This is a genomic window from Pseudorhodoplanes sp. (assembly GCF_059499825.1).
Map to the genome: position 1 here is coordinate 31,139 of NZ_JCABZI010000021.1, position 17,629 is coordinate 48,767.

The window sequence follows — 17,629 nt, forward strand, 5'->3', positions numbered from 1 at the left end:
GGCAGATTTCGCCGCACTTTAAGGCAACGTCCACGATACCCCTCAAAACTTGCGGGTTTAACGGAAGTTCAAGGCGCAGGCGCTATGCTGCGCTTACCGTGGGTAGAAAGCTCATGGTGCGGCCCGGCTAGGACCGGTCGCCACGACGGAGCTTGAGACGATGTCTGTCGATCTATCGATGCCCGTTCTGGTCGTCGACGACTACAGCACGATGGTCCGTATCATCCGCAACCTGCTGCGGCAGGTCGGCTTCACTCATGTCGACGATGCCTATGACGGCATCAGCGCACTCCGCCTGCTGCGCGAGAGGCATTACAAGCTGGTCATTTCCGACTGGAACATGGAGCCGATGTCCGGCTTCGAATTGCTGAAGGAAATGCGCGCCGATCCCGCTCTCGCCGCCGTGCCCTTCGTCATGATCACGGCCGAGTCCAAGACCGAGAACATCATCGCCGCCAAGAAAGCCGGCGTCAGCAATTATATCGTCAAGCCGTTCAATGCGGCCACGCTGAAAGCCAAGATCGACGCGGTGTTTTCCGAACAGCCGCATTACGCTGCGTAGCGCAGGGAACAGCTTCGCGAGAGACTGCTACCATTTCAGCTTGCGCGCGATCGCCCGCGGCTTGCCGCCGGCCGCGATCAGCACGCGCTCGACCGCATCGGGATCGGGATCGTCGCGGCCGCCGAACTCGGCCGCGTGAATGCCGGCAGTCACGAACAGGCAATCGATGCCGTAGGACGCCGCGCCCTTAAAATCGGTGCGCACCGAATCCCCGATCGCGATAACGCGCTTGCGGTCGACACCGGCGCCACGCGCCTGTTGCGCCAGCTTCAAGGCCAGATCGTAGATCGGCGCATACGGCTTGCCGGCATACAGCACCTCGCCGCCCATCCGGGCGTACAGGTCCGCGATCGCACCGGCGCAATATAGCAACTGCTCGCCGCGCTCGACCACGACATCGGGATTGCCGCAGACCATGAACAGACGACGCGAGAGCATCTGCCCGAGCATGTCGCGATAATCGTCCGGCGTCTCGGTTTCTTCGTCGAACAGGCCGGAGCAAATCACGTAATCGGCGCTCTCCGGGGGCGCGAAGGTTACGTCGAGCCCCTCGAAGATCGACAGATCGCGCTGGGGCCCGACGTGGAAGATCGACTGACCGGGCCGCTTCGCGATTTCGTCGCGGGTGACGTCGCCGGAACTGACGATCGCGTCATAGATCGAACGCGGCGCGCCGAAATGCTCGAGCTGATCCGCGACCACGCCGTTCGGCCGTGGCGCATTGGTGATCAGCACCACATTGCCGCCGCCCTCCCGGAAACGCGTCAGCGCATCGCAGGCCTCGGGGAAGGCGGCAACGCCGTTATGCACCACGCCCCAGACGTCGGAGAGCACCACGTCGTAATCGCGCGCAAGCGATGAAAAATGATCGGTGAAAATGGTCAAGGGAAGAACCTGTGTGGATGGCGGACCGCCGGTGAGCGGGCGCTGATCTAGCGCGGCGCGCGGGCGCCGTCACCCTCAGATCGTTAGCCTCAGATCGCGGCCCTGGCCGCGGCGCCGACGGTGGTCTGGGCCATCGGGCGGTCCGCGATGCCACTGACCGCCGCCACGCCTTGCAGCGCATCGGCCCGAACCGGACGCGGCGGCGAGAACAGGAAGCCCTGGCCGAAGCGGACGTCATAATCGAGCAGGTCCACCACCGCCGCCTCCGTCTCGATCCGCTCCGCGATCAGGCTGATGCCATGGCGGCCAAGCAGGTCCGACAGGTCGGCGGTATGGATATCGGCGGAGACTCCGGCCCGATTGAGCAGGAGATGCGCCGGCACCTTGACGAAACGCACCCCGAGATCCGACAGATCGCGCGGCCCGATCCGCAGGTCGCTGACATGATCCATCGAGAATCGGTAGCCGAGCGCGATCAGGCCGGCGAGGCTTTCCTGTTCGATCGGACCCATGTTGCGAAGCGCGTCCTGGGTGAATTCCAGCGTCAGCGAGGAACTGAGCGCGCGATTGGCCTCGAGGAATTCGTAGAACTGGCGGAAGATCTCGGCATCGTTCAGGGTCGCAATCGAGACGTTGCAGAACAGGCCGATCTCACGATTTTTCAGCAGCAGGCGGCGCAGCACCTGCACGCAGCGGAACAGCTGCATGTTGTCGATCTTCGCGACCAGATTCGCCTTTTCGGCATGGGCGAGAAAATCGCTCGGCAGGATCAGCGTGCCGTCTTCGGCGCGCAGCCGCGTCATTGCTTCGTAGAAGCGGACCTTTCGCTGCGGCAGCGTGACCACCGGCTGCAGGTAGAGGTCGATCCGGCTCGCGTCGATTGCGCCGGAGATGATGGCAACGATTTCTTCGGCGGTCTTGCCCTTCAGCGGCCCGGTGGCAACGAGTTCCGGTTCCGGCGGGGGCTGTTCCGCGACCGCCTTGACCGGCTCGGCCGGGCCAGGCTCGGGCGCCTCGGCGACAGGCTCGGGGAGCTGGACCGGCGGCGGGGGCGCGGGGCGCAGCGCTTCGGCGACGAGAACGGGCGCCACCGCCGCGTTCTGCACCCGCTTCAGCTCGACCAGGCGTGCATCGTGATCCGCAACGGTTTCCGCAAGCTCTTTCAACAGGGTGCCCAGTTCGCCGATTTCTGCAGTCATCGCGTCGTTTGGCGCGCGCGCTTTCCGGGCGCCGTCCTGAGCCTCGACCGCACTCAGGCGGCGTCCGATCTCGCCAACCTGGCGCGCAAGGTCGGCGGTGCCGCGCGACAGATCGGAGATCTGCTCGCCGACGCGGCTATGGTCGCGCAGCCGGGCTGACACCGTATTGTAGAGCGCGAGCGCCGTCATGGCCGTGAGAGCGACGACGGTTGCCTCGGTGACGGTCAGGCCGAACAGCAGAAAGCCAACCGCGCCGAGCGATGCGGCAATCACGATTACGCAGAGCGCGATGAATATGGCCGTCAGCCGCAGCATGAATATCCCGCCGGCGGTCGAAGCGGCGCCCCACCGTCTGATTCGCCCGCCCGGGGACTAATGTCCATGAGGCCTGCGCGGAGCGCAAGCGATCCAGCACGACACTCCTTAGGAATTTTGGCGCGCGGCTTTCGCCTCAGGGCTGTGGCGGAACGATCCAGTACCGCATCTCGACCGGCCTTATCGGAAGCCGCGTCTGTCGCGGCAGTTGCAGGGACATCACCGTGCCCTGCGCACCGAAACGTTTGCGCCATTCGTCGATATGGGCGGCATTGATCTTGTCCTCCCAGAGCACCAGGACCCCGTGCTTGCGCAGGTCCTTCATGTCGATCCACGGGCTGATCTCAGGCCGGCCATGCGCCACCACCCGCGGCCGGTCAGGTGAATAGACCGCAACATTGTTGATCGCGAATTCCGATCCCGCGACGTAACGCAGTTCCGCTCCGGTTTTCGCCCGCCATTCGCGCGTCATGACCTCCGCCAGCATTTTGCCGGGAAAATTCGATGCCTTCGGGCGCGGGCGCCAGAATTGCTCGAAGGCATAGGTACTGAGATAGATTGCCGGACTGAGCAGGAAAAGGAAGATCACGCCGACCGCAAATATCCGCAGCCGCCGCATGTCCGTGACCGGACCGAACCAAACGATGGCGGCCAGTGGCAGGAACGACCATAGCGGATAGCCCCACAAAGCGATCGCCTTGCGCCCGGTCAGCGCCGACGCCAGGGTCACCACTGCGAACGGACCGAACGCCAGCAAGGTCGCGTAACGGCGGCCGAACGCGGCCTTCGGCGGCAACTCCTGCTGTTTCCCCGTTTGCGGAAACAGGACCAGCGCCAGCAGAAGGAGTGCGGGGAAGACAAAAAAGGCCTGCGAGGCAATCCAGACCACCGGAAAGGTCACGTACTGGTACCAGCGGCTCGCTTCGATGGCGCGGCCGCTCACATAGCCGAACGGCAGGAAGTCGGTCTGTATCAGCCAGATCGCATTCGGGGCGATCACCACGCAGAATGCCAGCACCATCAGATAGGGACCCGGCGTGCGCAGCGTCCGCCGCGCCAGCGGGTCGATCAGCAGGAAAGCGGCCAGGCTCGTCGCCAGCGCAAACGCCGCATATTTCGACCAGAACGCGCCCGCCAGCATCGCCCCGGCCAGCAGCCAGTCGAGCGGACGGCCGCGCACCAGCCCGCGATAGACGAACAAGCCGGTGAACGCCCAGAATGGCAGTTGCATCTGGTCGTGGGCGAATTTCACCGACGAATAGTTGTAATAATGGATGCCGACGAGCGACAGCGTGGCGATCAGCGCCTGCACCGGGCCGGCAATGTCGCGCGCCAGCAAAAACACGCCGAGAAAACAGGTCGCGACGACGACGGGCGCGATGAAATAGATCGACTCCACCTGTCCGGTGAGGCGATAGACCGCGTCCGAAAGCCACCAGGGCAGCGGCGGGTGCTTCCAGTAACCGAGCTGCCATTCCTTGCCGAGCGCCAGATCCTCGACGAGGTCGAGCTCGAGATTGTTGGCGGTGAAGAGCGGCAGCGCTGCCCAGACCACGATATGCGCGGCCATCACGGTCAGCAGAACCCGGAACGGGTATCGCAGCGCGACATTTACGACGGCCGCGAGAAAATCGCCGTCCCTCAGGGTCGTTCTCGCTTCCATGCGCCCGTCGTAGTATGCCACCTGCGGCCGGCCATGTCGGTCCGGCTGCGAATGAGTGCCCGGCACGGCCCTGCCAGTCAATGACCGGATATCGCATGGACGACGACGATGACTATGAACTGGCACCGGTATTGGTACCTCACACGGAGATGAGCGGACCCGTGCCGGATATCTCGGTGGTCATCCCGGCCTTCAACGAAGCCGGCAACATCGCGCGCATGGCGACGACGCTCGATGGCATCCTGAAGCCGCTCGGTCGCTACGAGATCGTATTTGTCGACGACGGATCGTCGGACGGCACCCTTGCCGCCATCCGCGATGCTGCGGCCGCGAACTCCCAGGTCCGCTACATCTCGTTCACGCGCAATTTCGGCCATCAGGAAGCGCTGCGCGCGGGGCTGCGTCATGCCCGCGGGCATGCCGTCATCATGATGGATGCCGACTTCGAACATCCGCCGGAACTGATTCCGGAGCTGATCGGGGCCTGGCGCGACGGCGCGAAGGTTGTCGCCACCCGGCGCGAGGATGGCGAAGCCGACCTGCCGCCGCTGAAACGTCTCACCTCGCGGCTCTATTACCGGCTGCTCGACGCCATCGGGGACGTGCGCATCGAGCCCGGCTCATCCGACTATATGCTGCTCGACCGCGCCGTGATCGACACCATCAACGACTTCGGCGATCAGGACGTGTTCCTGCGCGGCACCGTACGCTGGTTCGGCTATCCGACGACCACGGTCACCTTCTCCCGCGGAGCGCGGACCTACGGCGAGAGCAAATACACGTTCAAGCGGATGATCGATCTCGCGGTGACCGGCATCGCCGCGCACAGCGTGCGGCCGTTGCGACTGGCGATCTGGCTCGCGCTCGTCTTTGCTGCGGTGGGCCTGCTGCTGCTGATCTATTCGGTCGTCAGCTATCTGCTGGTGCCGCAGACCGTCACCGGCTGGACCTCGATCATGGCGACCATCGCCCTGCTCGGCGCGGCGCAGCTCCTGGTGCTCGGCATCATCGGTGAATATGTCGGCCGCACATTGCGCGAGGCGCGCGGCCGCCCGACCTACATCATCGGCGAGACCGAGGCGGATCAGAAGCAAGAGCGCGAGGTCATCGGGTTCCGCCGGCCGGCGGAATGAAGTCGGAGCGCGTGCGCTCCGGCTTCAATGCGTGACGGCAATCCGGCCATCGCCGGCTGCCGCTTCCGTCATTGCATCTTGATGTTCGAGGCCTTGATCGCCGCACTATACTTGCCGTCTTCGGTATCCATGAAACCCTTGAATTCGGCAGGCGTCGAGCCGATCGGATCGATGCCCTGATCGATCAGCTTCTTGCGGATTTCGGGCTTCTTCAACGCCGCGACCACACCGGCATTCCACTTGTCGATGACCGCCTGCGGCGTCCCCGCCGGCGCGACCAGACCGTACCAGGATTGCGACGTGTAATCGGGGTAACCGCTCTCGGCCACGGTCGGGACGTTCGGGAGAAATTCGGAGCGCTTCATGCTGGCGATGGCCAGCGGACGCGGCTTGGACGCCATGATGTTTCCGTCGACATGGTCCGCCAGCATCATGTCGACATGGCCTGCCATGACGTCGGTCAGCGCCGGCGAATTGCCGCGATAAGGCACATGCACCACCTTCACGCCAAGCCGATGCAACAGGATTTCGGTACCCAGATGTCCCGACGACCCGTTGCCGAACGAGGCATAGGTGGCCTTGCCCTCCTTCGACTTCAGCCACTCGACCAGTTCGGCGAACGTCTTGGCCGGCACGTTGTCGCTGACGACGATCACATGCGGAGACGCCGCAACGAGGCTGATCGGTGCGAACTGTGTGTTGCGGTCGTACGGCCGGCTCGGCATCAGATGCGGCGTGACCAGGAAGCTCGCGGTGTTGAACATCAGCGTATAGCCGTCCGCGGGAGACGACAGCAGGGCCTGCGCGCCGAGCGTCGTTCCGGCACCCGGGCGATTTTCAACTACGATGTTGGCGCCCCAGTCGTCGGCAATCGACTGCACGATGGTGCGGGCAACGATATCCGTACCGCCGCCTGCGGCCAGCGGCACGATTACCTTGACCGGACGCGCGGGATAGCTGTCCTGCGCCGCGGCAAGCGACGGCACGAACAGGCTCGCAAGGACGAGCGGGATCGTCAGCAAACGCATCATCTTATTTCCTCGCGAATAAGTCAGGCATTGGGGAGGTAGGCGACAGCCTCGATCTCGACGAGGATTTCCTCGCGCATGAGATTGGCCTGATAGCAGGTGCTGATAGGCGGCTCGTCCTTGAAATATTGCGCGCGCACCGCGTTCATTCGCTGATATTCGGAGGGATTTTTCAACTGGATGACGACCTTGTAGATGTCGCGCATGGTGCCGCCCGCGGCCTCGACGCACATCTTGATGTTCTCGAGCGTCAACCGGGTCTGTTCCTCGATCGTGTCGGGAAGCGCCCGTTTGTAATAATCGCCGCTGATATGGCTCAACGCCGTAGTCCCCGCGATATGCAGGTGCTTGTCGATGAGAACTGCGCGCGAGAATGGACCGATTGCCTCGGCCATTCCTGCAGGTTGAATGAAGGTCTTGCTCATGATGCTCCAGGCTCAGCGATAACCGCCCACACCTGTGGTTATCGGTTGCCCGGCACAAAGGCCAGAGCACCGGGCACATGCATCGTATGCAAGGTTACGCCACCGCCTTGATGATCCGCGCGACCTTCTCGAAAATCTCGCCGATCTGGCTCTCGCTGACGATCAGCGGCGGCGACATGGCGAGCGAATCGCCCACCGCGCGCAGCATGATGCCTTCCTCGTGGAAGCCGCGATCCATCGCCTCAAAGCCGCGCTTGCCGACGCCGTCGGGCTTCGACGCCAGATCGATGCCGACGGTGATGCCGACGCAGCGGATGTCGAGCACGTTCGGCAGGCCCTTCAGCGACATGCAGGCGTCGTACCAAATGGGCTCGAGCTTCTTGGCACGCTCGAACAGCCCCTCGTCGCGGTAGACATCGAGCGTGGCAAGGCCAGCGGCCACCGCCAGCGGATGCGCCGAGTAGGTGTAGCCATGGAAGAATTCCACGACGTGTTCGGGCCCGTGCATGAAGGCCTCGTGAATCTCCTTTTTCACCAGCACGCCGCCCATCGGCACCGAGCCTGACGTCACGCCCTTGGCGAAGGTGATCATGTCCGGCACCACGCCATAGCGTTCCGCGGCAAAGGCGTGTCCCAGCCGGCCGAAGCCGGTGATGACCTCGTCGAACACCAGCAAAATCTTGTACTTGTCGCAGATCGCCCGCAGCCGCTGCAGATACCCCTTCGGCGCCGGCAGCACCGCGGTCGATCCCGCCATCGGCTCGACGAACACCGCGGCGATGGTGTTGTCGCCATTCAGCGCGACCAGACGCTCCAGCTCATCCGCCAGATGCGCGCCCCATTCCGGCTCGCCCTTCGAGAACGCCTGATGCTCGCGGCTATAGGTGTGCGGCAGATGGTCGACGCCCGCCAGCATGGTGCCGAAGGCCTTGCGGTTGTTGCCGATGCCGCCGACCGACATGCCGCCGAAGCCGACGCCATGATAGCCGCGCTCGCGGCCGATGAAGCGCGCCCGCTGCCCCTGCCCGCGCGCATTCCAGTAAGCGAGCGCGATCTTCATCGCGGTGTCGACCGCTTCCGAGCCCGAATTGCAGAAGAACACATGGTCGAGATCGCCCGGCGCCATCGCGGCGATCCGGCTCGCCAGTTCGAACGATTTCGGATTCGCGTATTGGAACGGCGGGGCGAAATCCATTTCCGCGGCCTGCGCCTGGATGGCGGCGACGATCGGCTCGCGGTTGTGCCCGGCATTGGTGCACCAGAGGCCGGCGGCGCCGTCGAGCACCGGTTTTCCCTCGGGGGTGAAGTAATGCATGTCCTTGGCGCGCGACACCATGCGCGGCCGGGCCTTGAAGGCGCGGTTGGCGGTGAACGGCATCCAGAAGGCTTCGAGGTCGTTCGGGACGGCGGTGGCGGCGGGCTTGCGGGCGGACTGGGTGCTCATCGGGAGCTCCGGGATTTGGGACTTGGAGAATTCCGGAGACATTGCGCGCATAGCTTTGCGTCGCGCAAGTGGCGGTTTCTCATGCGAGGGGTGCGTTCTCCCTCCCCCCATGAGCGCCCACTTTCTTTACCTCCCCCTGAAAGGGGGAGGTCGGATCGCGTCAGCGATCCGGGTGGGGGTCCTTCCTTCAAGTGACCCCTCCCCCTCCTCCTTCACTTCGTTCAGTCGGACGACCCTCCCCTTTCAGGGGAGGGTGAAGAAGCGTTTGCGGCTGCTATCGCAGACTGTTACGACGCCCGCGACTTGGAAGCCGAAGCACCGGACCAATGACCGACAAACCGAGCAAACTGAAGGCGCGGCTGCCGCGCGGCCTCGTCGATCGGGGCCCCGCCGACCTCGCCTCCACCCGGGCGATGCTGGAGAAAATCCGCGCCGTCTACGAGCTTTACGGCTTCGACCCGGTGGAGACGCCCGCGATCGAATATACCGACGCGCTCGGCAAGTTCCTGCCCGACCAGGACCGCCCGAACGAAGGCGTGTTCTCGTTCCAGGACGATGACGAGCAATGGATGAGCCTGCGCTACGATTTGACGGCGCCGCTGGCGCGATATGTCGCAGAGAATTTCGACGCGCTGCCCAAGCCCTATCGCAGCTATCGCGAGGGCTATGTGTTCCGCAACGAGAAGCCCGGGCCCGGCCGCTACCGGCAATTCATGCAGTTCGATGCCGATACGGTCGGCTCCGCCTCGATGGCCGCCGATGCCGAGATCTGCATGATGGCGGCGGACACGATGGAGGCGCTCGGCATTCCGCGCGGCAGCTATGTGGTGAAGGTGAATAACCGCAAGGTGCTGGATGGGATGATGGATGCCGCGAACATCGCAAGCGAAAAGCGCCTGACTGTGCTTCGCGCCATCGACAAGGCTGACAAGTTTTCGCTGGACGAGGTGAAGAAGCTTCTCGGTGAAGGTCGGAAGGATGAGAGCGGCGACTTCACGAAAGGCGCCGGTCTAGACGAACGCCAAAGCGAGATCGTCTTGAGCTTGCTGAAAGCGGACGCCGCAGCGTCTGCCAAGGCTCCACTCAACGAAACCGGAAAAGCTGGTTTCGACGAACTCGCTCAAATCCGCGACCTCGTCCGGGCGTCGGGATATGACGACGACCGCATCCGCATCGATCCCTCCGTCGTGCGCGGCCTCGAATATTACACCGGCCCCGTGTACGAAGTAGAACTCCTGCTCGAAACCAAGGACGAAAAAGGCCGACCCGTTCGATTCGGCTCGGTCGGCGGCGGCGGGCGTTATGACGGGCTGGTCTCGCGCTTTCGCGGCGAGCCGGTGCCGGCCACCGGCTTCTCCATTGGTGTATCGAGACTCGCGGCGGCTCTCGCGCTTGTGAACAAGAGCGATGCACAGCCAAGTTTCGGCCCCGTGGTCGTCACGGTTTTCGATCCTGATCGAATCGCAGATTATCAGACGATGGTGGCGGAGCTTCGCGCAGCGGGGATTCGCGCCGAGTTGTATCTCGGTTCAGGAAAGTTCAATCCGCAGATGAAATATGCCGACAAGCGCAACGCGCCCTGCGTAGTGATCCAGGGCTCGGATGAAAAAAACGACGCATTGGGCGAACTGGTGGTGGTGAAGGATCTGGTCCTCGGCGCCGAGCTGTCGAAGCTTGAAAAGGGGCGCGACGAGTATCTGCAAAAGCAGGCCGATGCGCAGCGCAAGGTGCCGCGCGACCAGCTGGTCAAGACCGTTCAGGACATCCTGGCGCGCCACGGCGTCAAGACGCGGATGGCTTAGAGTCGCCTTGCCCGCATCACCTCTCTCTTGCGGGGGAGGTCGCTCTCCCTCGTAAGCGAGGAGGGAGCGCGCCGACCGCAGCGTCACAAAGTGATCAGATCGTCCTGCTCTGGCACCAGCGGCACATGTTCGATCGACTTGTTGATGTCGATCGGGTGGCCGACCACCTGCTCGGCCACATCGAAGGTGTCGGCAATCGAGCGGAAGGACACGAGCTTGCCGCCCCGGAAGCGCATGAAGTGCACACCCCGGAAGCAGATCGTGCGGCCGGTTTCGCGCTGGCGCGCGCGGACATGCCAGTAGGTGGCGACGCGCTCGCCCTGAACCGCCAGATGCTGGAACTCGAAGTCGTTGATCTGGAAGAAGCACGGCATGATGCGCGTGATCACCTCGATAGTTTCGGCCTTGCCATGCCGGCGGCCGTAATAGTCGAACTGGTCCACTGGCCCTGTGATGAGCCATTCCACATCGTCGTCGAGAATTGCGTCGAGCAGACGCGCGTCGCGGGTCACGTAGGCGCGGTAAAAATCGGCCAGCCAGGATGGAATGTCCTTGCCCTGCGCGGATGACGGCAATGCGATGGCGCTGATCGCTGACGTCATAGTGCGATCACATCCTTCAATTCAGCGATGCGTGGATCGCGATAGGCGTCGATGCGATGACCGACCAGTTGCTCGGCCATATCCAGCGTGTCCGCAACGCCCCTCACCGATACCACCTTGCCATCGCGGAACATCATGAACAACGCGGTCTGATAGGTCAGAATGCGGCCGGTATCCTTCTGCACCGAGGTGATGTTGTTGATCACCGCCGCCGTGTCGCCATCGATCACGATCTCTTCGGGCTCGAACCGCTTGACCGACAGCACCGACGGCACGATCCGGCCGATATAGTCGGCGACCGCGGCCTTGCCGCGCCTGTAGCCGCAAAATACGAGCAGATCGACCGGCCCCGACATGTGCCATTCCACATCGTCGGCCAGAAACTGCGCGACACGCACGGGATCGCGCGAAGCCAGCGCCTCGTAGAAGGCTTGTACCGTGGCGCGGGACACCGGTTCACCCATAGCCGTCTCCAGACAACCATCCACGATGGAGGCAAAATCCTTATTTTTCATGACCAGAACGGTCCAGCTCTCCCCTGACGCCGGGCTCAACCGGACGTCACGCCGGACCAAGCGAGACCTGCGCCCGACAGCGGCAAGGTTTCACAAAGTCCCTTATTCTTCGTGATCCCGAACCAATCCCATTGGTGCACTTCAAAAGGAATCGTTAAGCCTTGCCGCCGCGCCGCCCATTAAGCGCTGCCGTGGACTATCGTCGAATCGTCAACCCATCCGTGCTAAAGGCCCGCGGCCATGACCAGATCGCTGACCCCGGCCCCGTCCGACCCGCGCGCCGAAACTCTCGCCTCTGCCCGCAGCCTGCTCTCGACCTATGAGCGGGCGGGCTATGCGCGGGCGCATCCGGCCATCCTGCAGCCGGCCGAGCCGTTCCTCGACCTGTCCGGCGAGGATATCCGTGCCCGCATGTTCCTGACTGCCGGGCGCGCCGGCGAGGAATTGTGCCTGCGGCCGGATTTCACCATTCCGGTGTCGCGCGACTATCTCGGTTCGGACGCCGCCGGGCGGCCGCAGGGCTATTGCTATCTCGGCCCGGTGTTTCGCGACCGCGGCGCCCTGCCGGGCGAATTCCTGCAGGCCGGAATTGAGTCTTTCGGGCGCACCGACAAGGCCGCGGCCGACGCCGAGACGCTGGCGCTCGGGCTTGCCGCCACCGCGCATTTCGGCCGCAGCGCGCCGTCCATCATGACCGGCGATGTCGGGCTGTTCACCGCGCTGGTGTCCGCGCTCGATCTGGCGCCGGGCTGGAAGCGGCGGCTGGTGAAGGATTTTAACCGCAAGGCCTCGCTGGCGCAGGACCTGGAGCGCCTGACGCTGCATGCGACCAACGGCAAGGCGGATTATCAGGGCGTTCTGGCGGCCCTCGCCGGCTCCGACCCGAAAGCCGCGCGCGCACTGGTCACCGATCTGTTGTCGATCGCGGGCATCAGCGCGGTGGGCGGCCGTTCCGTCGGCGAGATCGCCGACCGCTTTCTCGAACAATCGACGCTCGGCGCCTCCGCTGCGCTGCCGCGCGATACGCATGATCTGGTCATGCGCTTCCTCGGCATCGGCGGTACGCCCGATGCCGCTGCTACAGCGATGCGCAAGCTCGCGAAGGAAGGCGGGCTGTCGCTCGACGCCGCGCTCGACCGGTTCGAGGCTCGCAATGCCGACATGACGAAACAGGGGATCGATATCAGCCGCGTCGCCTTCTCCTGCGCCTTCGGCCGCGGCATGGATTATTACACCGGCTTCGTCTTCGAATTGCGGGACGCCGGCAGCGACGAGCCGTTGGTGGCGGGCGGCCGCTATGACGACCTGCTAACGAGGCTTGGATCGCAGACGCCTATCCCGGCGGTTGGCTTCTCGGTCTGGATCGAGCGGCTCGCAGGAGGTGCGGCATGAGCGCCCCCCTGATCATCGCGGTCCCGGCGAAGGGCCGGCTGCAGGAGAATGCGGAAGCTTTCTTCGCGCGTGCGGGGCTGAAGCTCGTCAAGCCGCGCGGCGCCCGCGACTATCGCGGCACCATCGCCGGCATGGACGGCGTGGAGATCGCCTATCTCTCGGCCTCGGAAATCACCGCGCAGCTCGCGCAAGGCGCGGCGCATCTCGGCGTGACCGGCGAAGACCTGGTGCGCGAGATGATCCCGGACGCGGACCAGCGCGTGATCCTGCTCGAAGGGCTCGGCTTCGGTTACGCCAATGTGGTGACGGCCGTCCCGCAGGCCTGGATCGACGTGCGCAGCATGGCCGATCTCGACGATGTCGCCACCGCATTCCGGCTGAAGCATAATCGCAAGATGCGGGTCGCGACCAAATACGTGAACCTGACCCGCGGCTTTTTCGCCCAGCACGGCATCGCCGATTACCGGATCGTGGAAAGCCTCGGCGCCACCGAAGGCGCCCCCGCTGCCGGCACCGCCGAACTGATCGTCGACATCACCACCACCGGCAACACGCTCGCCGCCAATGCGCTGAAGGTGATCGAGGACGGCACCATGCTGCGCTCGCAGGCCAATCTGGTCGCCGCGCGCAACGCCGACTGGAACAATGGCACGCTCGATACCGCACGCCGCATCCTCGACCGGCTTGCCAGCCAGGCCCGGGCGCAGGCCTTCCGCGAGATGCGAACCCGGTTCAAGGGCTGCGACGACGCGCTCCTGTCGCTCGCGCGCGAGAAGTTCGGCATCGTCACGCCGTTCGGCGGCCCGACCTCGTCCGGCATGCTGACGCTGCATTGTCCGCCGGATCAGATCTTCGCGCTTGCCGATTTCCTGCGCGAGAAGGGTGCAGAGGCGATCTCGGTGTCGGAGATCGATTATGTGTTCACGCAGGACAACCCGCTCTTCGAAACGCTGAAGGCGGGTGTGTAGCCGGGCTAGCGTGCGTCCGGAGCGCGCGCGAATTGCGGGATCTGGAAGCGCTTGCGATAAGAGCCGGGCGACGATCCGGTGAGACGCTTGAACAGCCGCCGGAAAAACGCAGCGTCCTCGTAGCCGACGCGCCAGCCGATCTCCTCGATCGGCGCATCGGTCCGCTCCAGCCTTCGCTTGGCGTCCTCCACCCGCAGCCGCTGCACATAGTCGATCGGCGACAATCCGGTCATGTCGGTAAACCGCCGTTTGAAGGTGCGCTCCGCAAGCCCCGAGCGGCGCACCATCTCCTCGACCGGCGCCGCGACGGAAAAGTGGTCCGCGAGCCAGGCCTGCGCATCGGCGATGACGGCATCGCCATGATCCTTGCGGCCTTCGAACACGATATAGGGCGCAAGGCCGTCCTGATGCCATTGCAGGGCGAAGAAGCGGGCGGCGGCCTGCGCTGCAGGCGCGCCAACATGGCGCACGATGAGATAGAGCACGAGATCGTGCCAGCTCGTTGACGCTCCGGAGCTGATCAGACTTTCGCGCGCACCGGCCGCCACAAGCACCCGCTCCGGCTCCGAATGGATGCGCGGATAGGTCTTCGCGAATTCTCCCGCATAGCCCCAATGAACGGTGGCGCGATGACCATCGAACAAGCCGGTCTCGGCCAGAAGAAAAATGCCGGAACAGGCCGAGCACAGCAACGCGCCCTGCTTGTGCATGCGTGCGGCGAAGTCGACCAGTTCGGGGTAGCGCCCCTGCTCCCATCCTTTTGGCCCAAGCACCACCGACGGCACCAGCACGATATCGGTCACCTCGATATCGGCGACGCCGCGCCCGACGCGCAGCGGCAGTCCGCTCGCCAGCACAATCTCGCCCGGCGCGGTGCCGACGATGTCGACCGCGAATGGCGGGATGTCGGGGATCGACGGGTCGGTCTTGGCCAGCAGGCCAAACGCATTCAGCACGTCATAGATGCCGACCAGCGTCGACATCGCCGCTTCGGGTACGGCGACCAGACTGACATGCAGCGGGCGGGTCTCTGAGGGCATTGCCTCCCTTATACCGCCCGTTGGCACAAATGAACCGGTTCTGGCTGGTACCGCGCTCGTTTTGCTGCGCTCCGCCCGGCACATCACCCGCCAATTCCGGTGCAGCGGGCGCCGGACGGATCGGAGAATGTCGTGATGAATTTCGACCAGCAGAAACTGGATACCCTCGTTGGACGGCTGTTTGCGGACCTCTCGGCCGGCTATGGCGGCGTGATGGTCAGCCTCGGCGACAAGCTCGGCCTGTACCGGGCGATGGCGGGCGCGGGCCCGTTGTCCTCGCGCGAGGTGGCGAAACGGTCCGGATGCGCCGAGCGCTATGTGCACGAATGGCTGAACGCGCAGGTCGCCGGCGGCTATGCCGATTATCATGTTGCGTCCGGCACCTACGAATTGTCGCCGGAGCAGGCCGCCATCCTCGCCGACGACACGAGCCCGGTCTATCTGCCGAACGCGTGGCAATGCGTCGCCTCGATGTGGGCCGACGAGGACAAGTCGCTCGACGCAATGAAGACCGGCCGGGGCGTGAGTTGGGGCGAGCACGACGGCCGGCTGTTCTGCGGGTCCGCTGCGTTCTTCCGCAATGCCTATAGCGCAAGCCTGGTGCAGGAATGGCTGCCGGCGCTGAACGGCGTGGTCGACAGGCTCAAGTCCGGCATCACGGTGGCCGATATCGGCTGCGGCCACGGCCATTCGACCGTGCTGATGGCGAAGGCGTTTCCGAATAGCCGCTTCTTCGGCTTCGACGCGCATGCCGGCTCGATCGCGATCGCGTGCAAGGTCGCCCAGGACGCTGGCGTCGCCGATCGCGTCCGCTTCGAGATCGCGAAGGCCGATGCGTATCTTGCACGCGGCTACGACCTGATCTGCTTCTTCGATTCCCTGCACGACATGGGGCATCCGGCCAACGCCATGCGGCACGCGGCGAAGTCCCTTGCCGAGGATGGCACCGTGATGCTGGTCGAGCCGTTCGCAAGCGACAAGCTAGAGGAGAACATCAATCCGGTCGGGCGGCTGTATTACGCCGCATCGACCACGATGTGCTGCGCGCATGCGATCTCGGAAAACGGCACGCATGTGCTGGGTGCACAGGCCGGACCGAAGCAGCTCACGAACATCCTGCATCAGTCCGGCTTCGGCTCGGTGCGGACTGCGATGCAGACGCCGTTCAATATGGTGATCGAGGCTAGGCGATAACTCTTCCCCCCGAACCTCGCGCCAGGGCCGGCGCCTTCGCAGCCTTAAACAACGGTACCGAAAAGTTTTCCGATGCCGGCTGTCAGCGCCATCGCAAGCGCTCCCCAGAACGTCACGCGGATTGTTGCGCGCATGACGTTGGCGCCGCCTGCCCTGGCGCCGATTGCGCCGAGAAGCGCAAGAAATCCTAATGATGCGGCCGACACGAGAGGAGCGATCAGGTTCGCTGGTGACACGACCACCATCAGCAACGGCATCGCGGCACCAACGGCGAAAGTCGCCGCGGAAGTCAGCGCCGCCTGAACCGGACGCGCGGTAGTTATCTCCGATATGCCGAGTTCGTCCCGCGCATGTGCGCCAAGTGCATCTTTCGCCATGAGTTGCGCTGCAACCTCCCGCGCGAGCGCAAGGTCAAGTCCGCGCTTGACGTAGATTTCCGCAAGCTCCTCCTTTTCGAAGGCCGGGTTATCCTCCAGTTCCTTGGTCTCGCGGGCAAGATCGGCATGTTCAGTGTCCGACTGCGAACTCACCGAGACGTATTCGCCTGCCGCCATCGACATGGCGCCGGCTACGAGACCTGCGACGCCGGCAAGCAACACGTCGCTGTGGTTCACCGAGGCGGCAGCCACTCCGACAATGAGACTTGCGGTTGAGACGATTCCGTCATTGGCGCCAAGCACCGCGGCCCTGAGCCAGCCGATGCGGTCGACGAGATGATTTTCCGGGTGCGTCCGAAGCCGGCTCATGAATTAGATCCCAGTCGGGCTATGTACCAACATGCCCGAAATTTGAGATTCATAGGCAAGATTTCGACTGGGTTGTGGTTGACACTGATCAACTTAGCACCGGTCGCGTTCGATATGCTTCATTGATGCAATATCGTAACTCGGCGACCGGCTACGGCGCAGTTCCCATGTCCCTGCATTGGCTGACAGCAGGGCTTGTCATCGTTGCATGGCTGCTCGGGACATTCGACGACGTACTTCCAAAAGGTGCGCCCCGCGCATATCAGTTGTTCGCCCATGTGTCGGCCGGACTCGCCATATTGATTGCCGCGTCGGCTCGCGTGCTGTGGAGAATGTTCGATCCTGCGCCTCCGCTCGAAGCATCCGCTCTTGGGAAATGGCTCGATCTCACAGCGCATCTAGCCCATTACGCGCTTTATGCCCTGCTGATAGCGGCCGTGATCTCCGGCGTGGTCCTGCAATTCGCGCGCGGCAACGCGCTGCCTCTGTTCGGGCTAATGGAAATTCCTTCGCCGTGGCCGGAAAACAGGGCTTTCTCGCGTAACGTCAAAGAAATGCACGAATTGCTCACCAACAGTCTGGTGGTCTTTGCGGGCCTTCACGCTGCAGCTTCCCTTTTTCATCACTGGATACTCGGGGATCGCACGCTTGTGCGGATGCTGCCGCAACGAGGCGGGCCTAGCGCGGGTCCGGCCTCGCGATACGCTCGATAACCG

17 protein-coding genes are annotated in these 17,629 nt (G+C 63.9%); 7 read left to right on the plus strand and 10 right to left on the minus strand.

Annotated features, from left to right (window positions below; all coding sequences use genetic code 11):
- The first annotated feature begins 160 nt into the window (after positions 1-160).
- Positions 161-562 carry a response regulator gene (locus tag AC5I5I_RS25195; RefSeq protein ID WP_495977799.1) on the plus strand — a complete coding sequence of 134 codons (402 nt, stop codon included), beginning with the start codon at positions 161-163 and terminating at the stop codon, positions 560-562.
- Positions 563-589: 27 nt separating this feature from the next.
- Here the strand turns inward: AC5I5I_RS25195 and AC5I5I_RS25200 are convergent, their stop codons facing one another.
- The 3 genes from AC5I5I_RS25200 to AC5I5I_RS25210 all read right to left on the minus strand — a co-directional run bounded on the left by AC5I5I_RS25200 (position 590) and on the right by AC5I5I_RS25210 (position 4,624).
- Entirely contained in the window at positions 590-1,441 is an 852-nt protein-coding gene (locus AC5I5I_RS25200; RefSeq protein WP_495978057.1) for a TIGR01459 family HAD-type hydrolase, read from the minus strand.
- Positions 1,442-1,536: 95 nt separating this feature from the next.
- Positions 1,537-2,961 (minus strand): EAL domain-containing protein, encoded by a 1,425-nt coding sequence (locus AC5I5I_RS25205; RefSeq protein WP_495977801.1) that lies wholly within the window; start codon positions 2,959-2,961, stop codon positions 1,537-1,539.
- A gap of 136 nt (positions 2,962-3,097) precedes the next feature.
- On the minus strand, positions 3,098-4,624 hold the full coding sequence (locus AC5I5I_RS25210) for a glycosyltransferase family 39 protein (RefSeq protein WP_495977803.1): 1,527 nt from the start codon (positions 4,622-4,624) through the stop codon (positions 3,098-3,100).
- Positions 4,625-4,719: 95 nt separating this feature from the next.
- On the opposite strand from AC5I5I_RS25210, the gene AC5I5I_RS25215 reads away from it, so the two are divergent.
- Positions 4,720-5,757, plus strand: coding sequence for a glycosyltransferase family 2 protein (locus AC5I5I_RS25215; protein WP_495977805.1), 1,038 nt, complete (start codon positions 4,720-4,722; stop codon positions 5,755-5,757).
- A 68-nt stretch (positions 5,758-5,825) separates the two neighbouring features.
- On the opposite strand, the gene AC5I5I_RS25220 is transcribed toward AC5I5I_RS25215, so the two are convergent.
- From AC5I5I_RS25220 to aptA, 3 genes are all read right to left on the minus strand, one after another.
- A complete protein-coding gene (locus AC5I5I_RS25220; protein ID WP_495977807.1) occupies positions 5,826-6,785 on the minus strand; it encodes a Bug family tripartite tricarboxylate transporter substrate binding protein in 960 nt (319 codons plus the stop codon).
- Positions 6,786-6,808: 23 nt separating this feature from the next.
- Complete coding sequence (locus AC5I5I_RS25225; protein ID WP_495977809.1) at positions 6,809-7,210, minus strand: RidA family protein; 402 nt, start codon at positions 7,208-7,210, stop codon at positions 6,809-6,811.
- 94 nt (positions 7,211-7,304) lie between these two features.
- Positions 7,305-8,654, minus strand: a complete 1,350-nt coding sequence (gene aptA, locus AC5I5I_RS25230; RefSeq protein WP_495977811.1) for an omega-aminotransferase AptA — start codon at positions 8,652-8,654, stop codon at positions 7,305-7,307.
- 326 nt (positions 8,655-8,980) lie between these two features.
- Between aptA and hisS the strand changes: the two genes are divergently transcribed.
- Complete coding sequence (gene hisS / locus AC5I5I_RS25235; protein ID WP_495977813.1) at positions 8,981-10,456, plus strand: histidine--tRNA ligase; 1,476 nt, start codon at positions 8,981-8,983, stop codon at positions 10,454-10,456.
- Positions 10,457-10,539: 83 nt separating this feature from the next.
- On the opposite strand, the gene AC5I5I_RS25240 is transcribed toward hisS, so the two are convergent.
- Positions 10,540-11,058 (minus strand): nuclear transport factor 2 family protein, encoded by a 519-nt coding sequence (locus AC5I5I_RS25240; protein ID WP_495977815.1) that lies wholly within the window; start codon positions 11,056-11,058, stop codon positions 10,540-10,542.
- Positions 11,055-11,522, minus strand: a complete 468-nt coding sequence (locus AC5I5I_RS25245; protein ID WP_495977816.1) for a nuclear transport factor 2 family protein — start codon at positions 11,520-11,522, stop codon at positions 11,055-11,057. The genes AC5I5I_RS25240 and AC5I5I_RS25245 overlap by 4 nt, the downstream gene beginning before the upstream one ends.
- 291 nt (positions 11,523-11,813) lie before the next feature.
- Here AC5I5I_RS25245 and AC5I5I_RS25250 point away from each other — a divergent pair, with 291 nt between their 5' ends.
- Together AC5I5I_RS25250 and hisG are read left to right on the plus strand one after the other, a co-directional pair.
- Positions 11,814-12,965, plus strand: a complete 1,152-nt coding sequence (locus AC5I5I_RS25250) for an ATP phosphoribosyltransferase regulatory subunit (RefSeq protein ID WP_495977818.1) — start codon at positions 11,814-11,816, stop codon at positions 12,963-12,965.
- Positions 12,962-13,933 (plus strand): ATP phosphoribosyltransferase, encoded by a 972-nt coding sequence (gene hisG, locus AC5I5I_RS25255; protein ID WP_495977820.1) that lies wholly within the window; start codon positions 12,962-12,964, stop codon positions 13,931-13,933. The genes AC5I5I_RS25250 and hisG overlap by 4 nt, the downstream gene beginning before the upstream one ends.
- A 5-nt stretch (positions 13,934-13,938) precedes the next feature.
- Here hisG and AC5I5I_RS25260 read toward each other — a convergent pair whose 3' ends face one another.
- The gene (locus AC5I5I_RS25260; protein WP_495977822.1) at positions 13,939-14,973 is read right to left on the minus strand and encodes a GlxA family transcriptional regulator; all 1,035 of its coding nucleotides are present in this window, start codon (positions 14,971-14,973) and stop codon (positions 13,939-13,941) included.
- Positions 14,974-15,108: 135 nt separating this feature from the next.
- Between AC5I5I_RS25260 and AC5I5I_RS25265 the strand changes: the two genes are divergently transcribed.
- A complete protein-coding gene (locus AC5I5I_RS25265) occupies positions 15,109-16,167 on the plus strand; it encodes a class I SAM-dependent methyltransferase (protein ID WP_495978059.1) in 1,059 nt (352 codons plus the stop codon).
- Between the two features lie 44 nt (positions 16,168-16,211).
- Here AC5I5I_RS25265 and AC5I5I_RS25270 read toward each other — a convergent pair whose 3' ends face one another.
- Positions 16,212-16,913, minus strand: coding sequence for a VIT1/CCC1 transporter family protein (locus AC5I5I_RS25270; RefSeq protein ID WP_495977824.1), 702 nt, complete (start codon positions 16,911-16,913; stop codon positions 16,212-16,214).
- 125 nt (positions 16,914-17,038) lie between these two features.
- Here AC5I5I_RS25270 and AC5I5I_RS25275 point away from each other — a divergent pair, with 125 nt between their 5' ends.
- Positions 17,039-17,626, plus strand: a complete 588-nt coding sequence (locus AC5I5I_RS25275; RefSeq protein WP_495977826.1) for a cytochrome b — start codon at positions 17,039-17,041, stop codon at positions 17,624-17,626.
- The last annotated feature ends 3 nt before the right edge of the window (positions 17,627-17,629 follow it).

Coding starts and splice junctions, on each gene's coding strand:
- AC5I5I_RS25215 (WP_495977805.1), top strand. CDS start 4,720: ATGGACGACGACGATGACTATGAACTGGCACCGGTATTGGTACCTCAC.
- hisS (WP_495977813.1), top strand. CDS start 8,981: ATGACCGACAAACCGAGCAAACTGAAGGCGCGGCTGCCGCGCGGCCTC.
- AC5I5I_RS25265 (WP_495978059.1), top strand. CDS start 15,109: ATGAATTTCGACCAGCAGAAACTGGATACCCTCGTTGGACGGCTGTTT.
- AC5I5I_RS25250 (WP_495977818.1), top strand. CDS start 11,814: ATGACCAGATCGCTGACCCCGGCCCCGTCCGACCCGCGCGCCGAAACT.
- hisG (WP_495977820.1), top strand. CDS start 12,962: ATGAGCGCCCCCCTGATCATCGCGGTCCCGGCGAAGGGCCGGCTGCAG.
- AC5I5I_RS25260 (WP_495977822.1), bottom strand. CDS start 14,973: ATGCCCTCAGAGACCCGCCCGCTGCATGTCAGTCTGGTCGCCGTACCC.
- AC5I5I_RS25225 (WP_495977809.1), bottom strand. CDS start 7,210: ATGAGCAAGACCTTCATTCAACCTGCAGGAATGGCCGAGGCAATCGGT.
- AC5I5I_RS25195 (WP_495977799.1), top strand. CDS start 161: ATGTCTGTCGATCTATCGATGCCCGTTCTGGTCGTCGACGACTACAGC.
- AC5I5I_RS25245 (WP_495977816.1), bottom strand. CDS start 11,522: ATGGGTGAACCGGTGTCCCGCGCCACGGTACAAGCCTTCTACGAGGCG.
- AC5I5I_RS25275 (WP_495977826.1), top strand. CDS start 17,039: ATGCAATATCGTAACTCGGCGACCGGCTACGGCGCAGTTCCCATGTCC.
- AC5I5I_RS25240 (WP_495977815.1), bottom strand. CDS start 11,058: ATGACGTCAGCGATCAGCGCCATCGCATTGCCGTCATCCGCGCAGGGC.
- aptA (WP_495977811.1), bottom strand. CDS start 8,654: ATGAGCACCCAGTCCGCCCGCAAGCCCGCCGCCACCGCCGTCCCGAAC.
- AC5I5I_RS25220 (WP_495977807.1), bottom strand. CDS start 6,785: ATGCGTTTGCTGACGATCCCGCTCGTCCTTGCGAGCCTGTTCGTGCCG.
- AC5I5I_RS25205 (WP_495977801.1), bottom strand. CDS start 2,961: ATGCTGCGGCTGACGGCCATATTCATCGCGCTCTGCGTAATCGTGATT.
- AC5I5I_RS25270 (WP_495977824.1), bottom strand. CDS start 16,913: ATGAGCCGGCTTCGGACGCACCCGGAAAATCATCTCGTCGACCGCATC.
- AC5I5I_RS25210 (WP_495977803.1), bottom strand. CDS start 4,624: ATGGAAGCGAGAACGACCCTGAGGGACGGCGATTTTCTCGCGGCCGTC.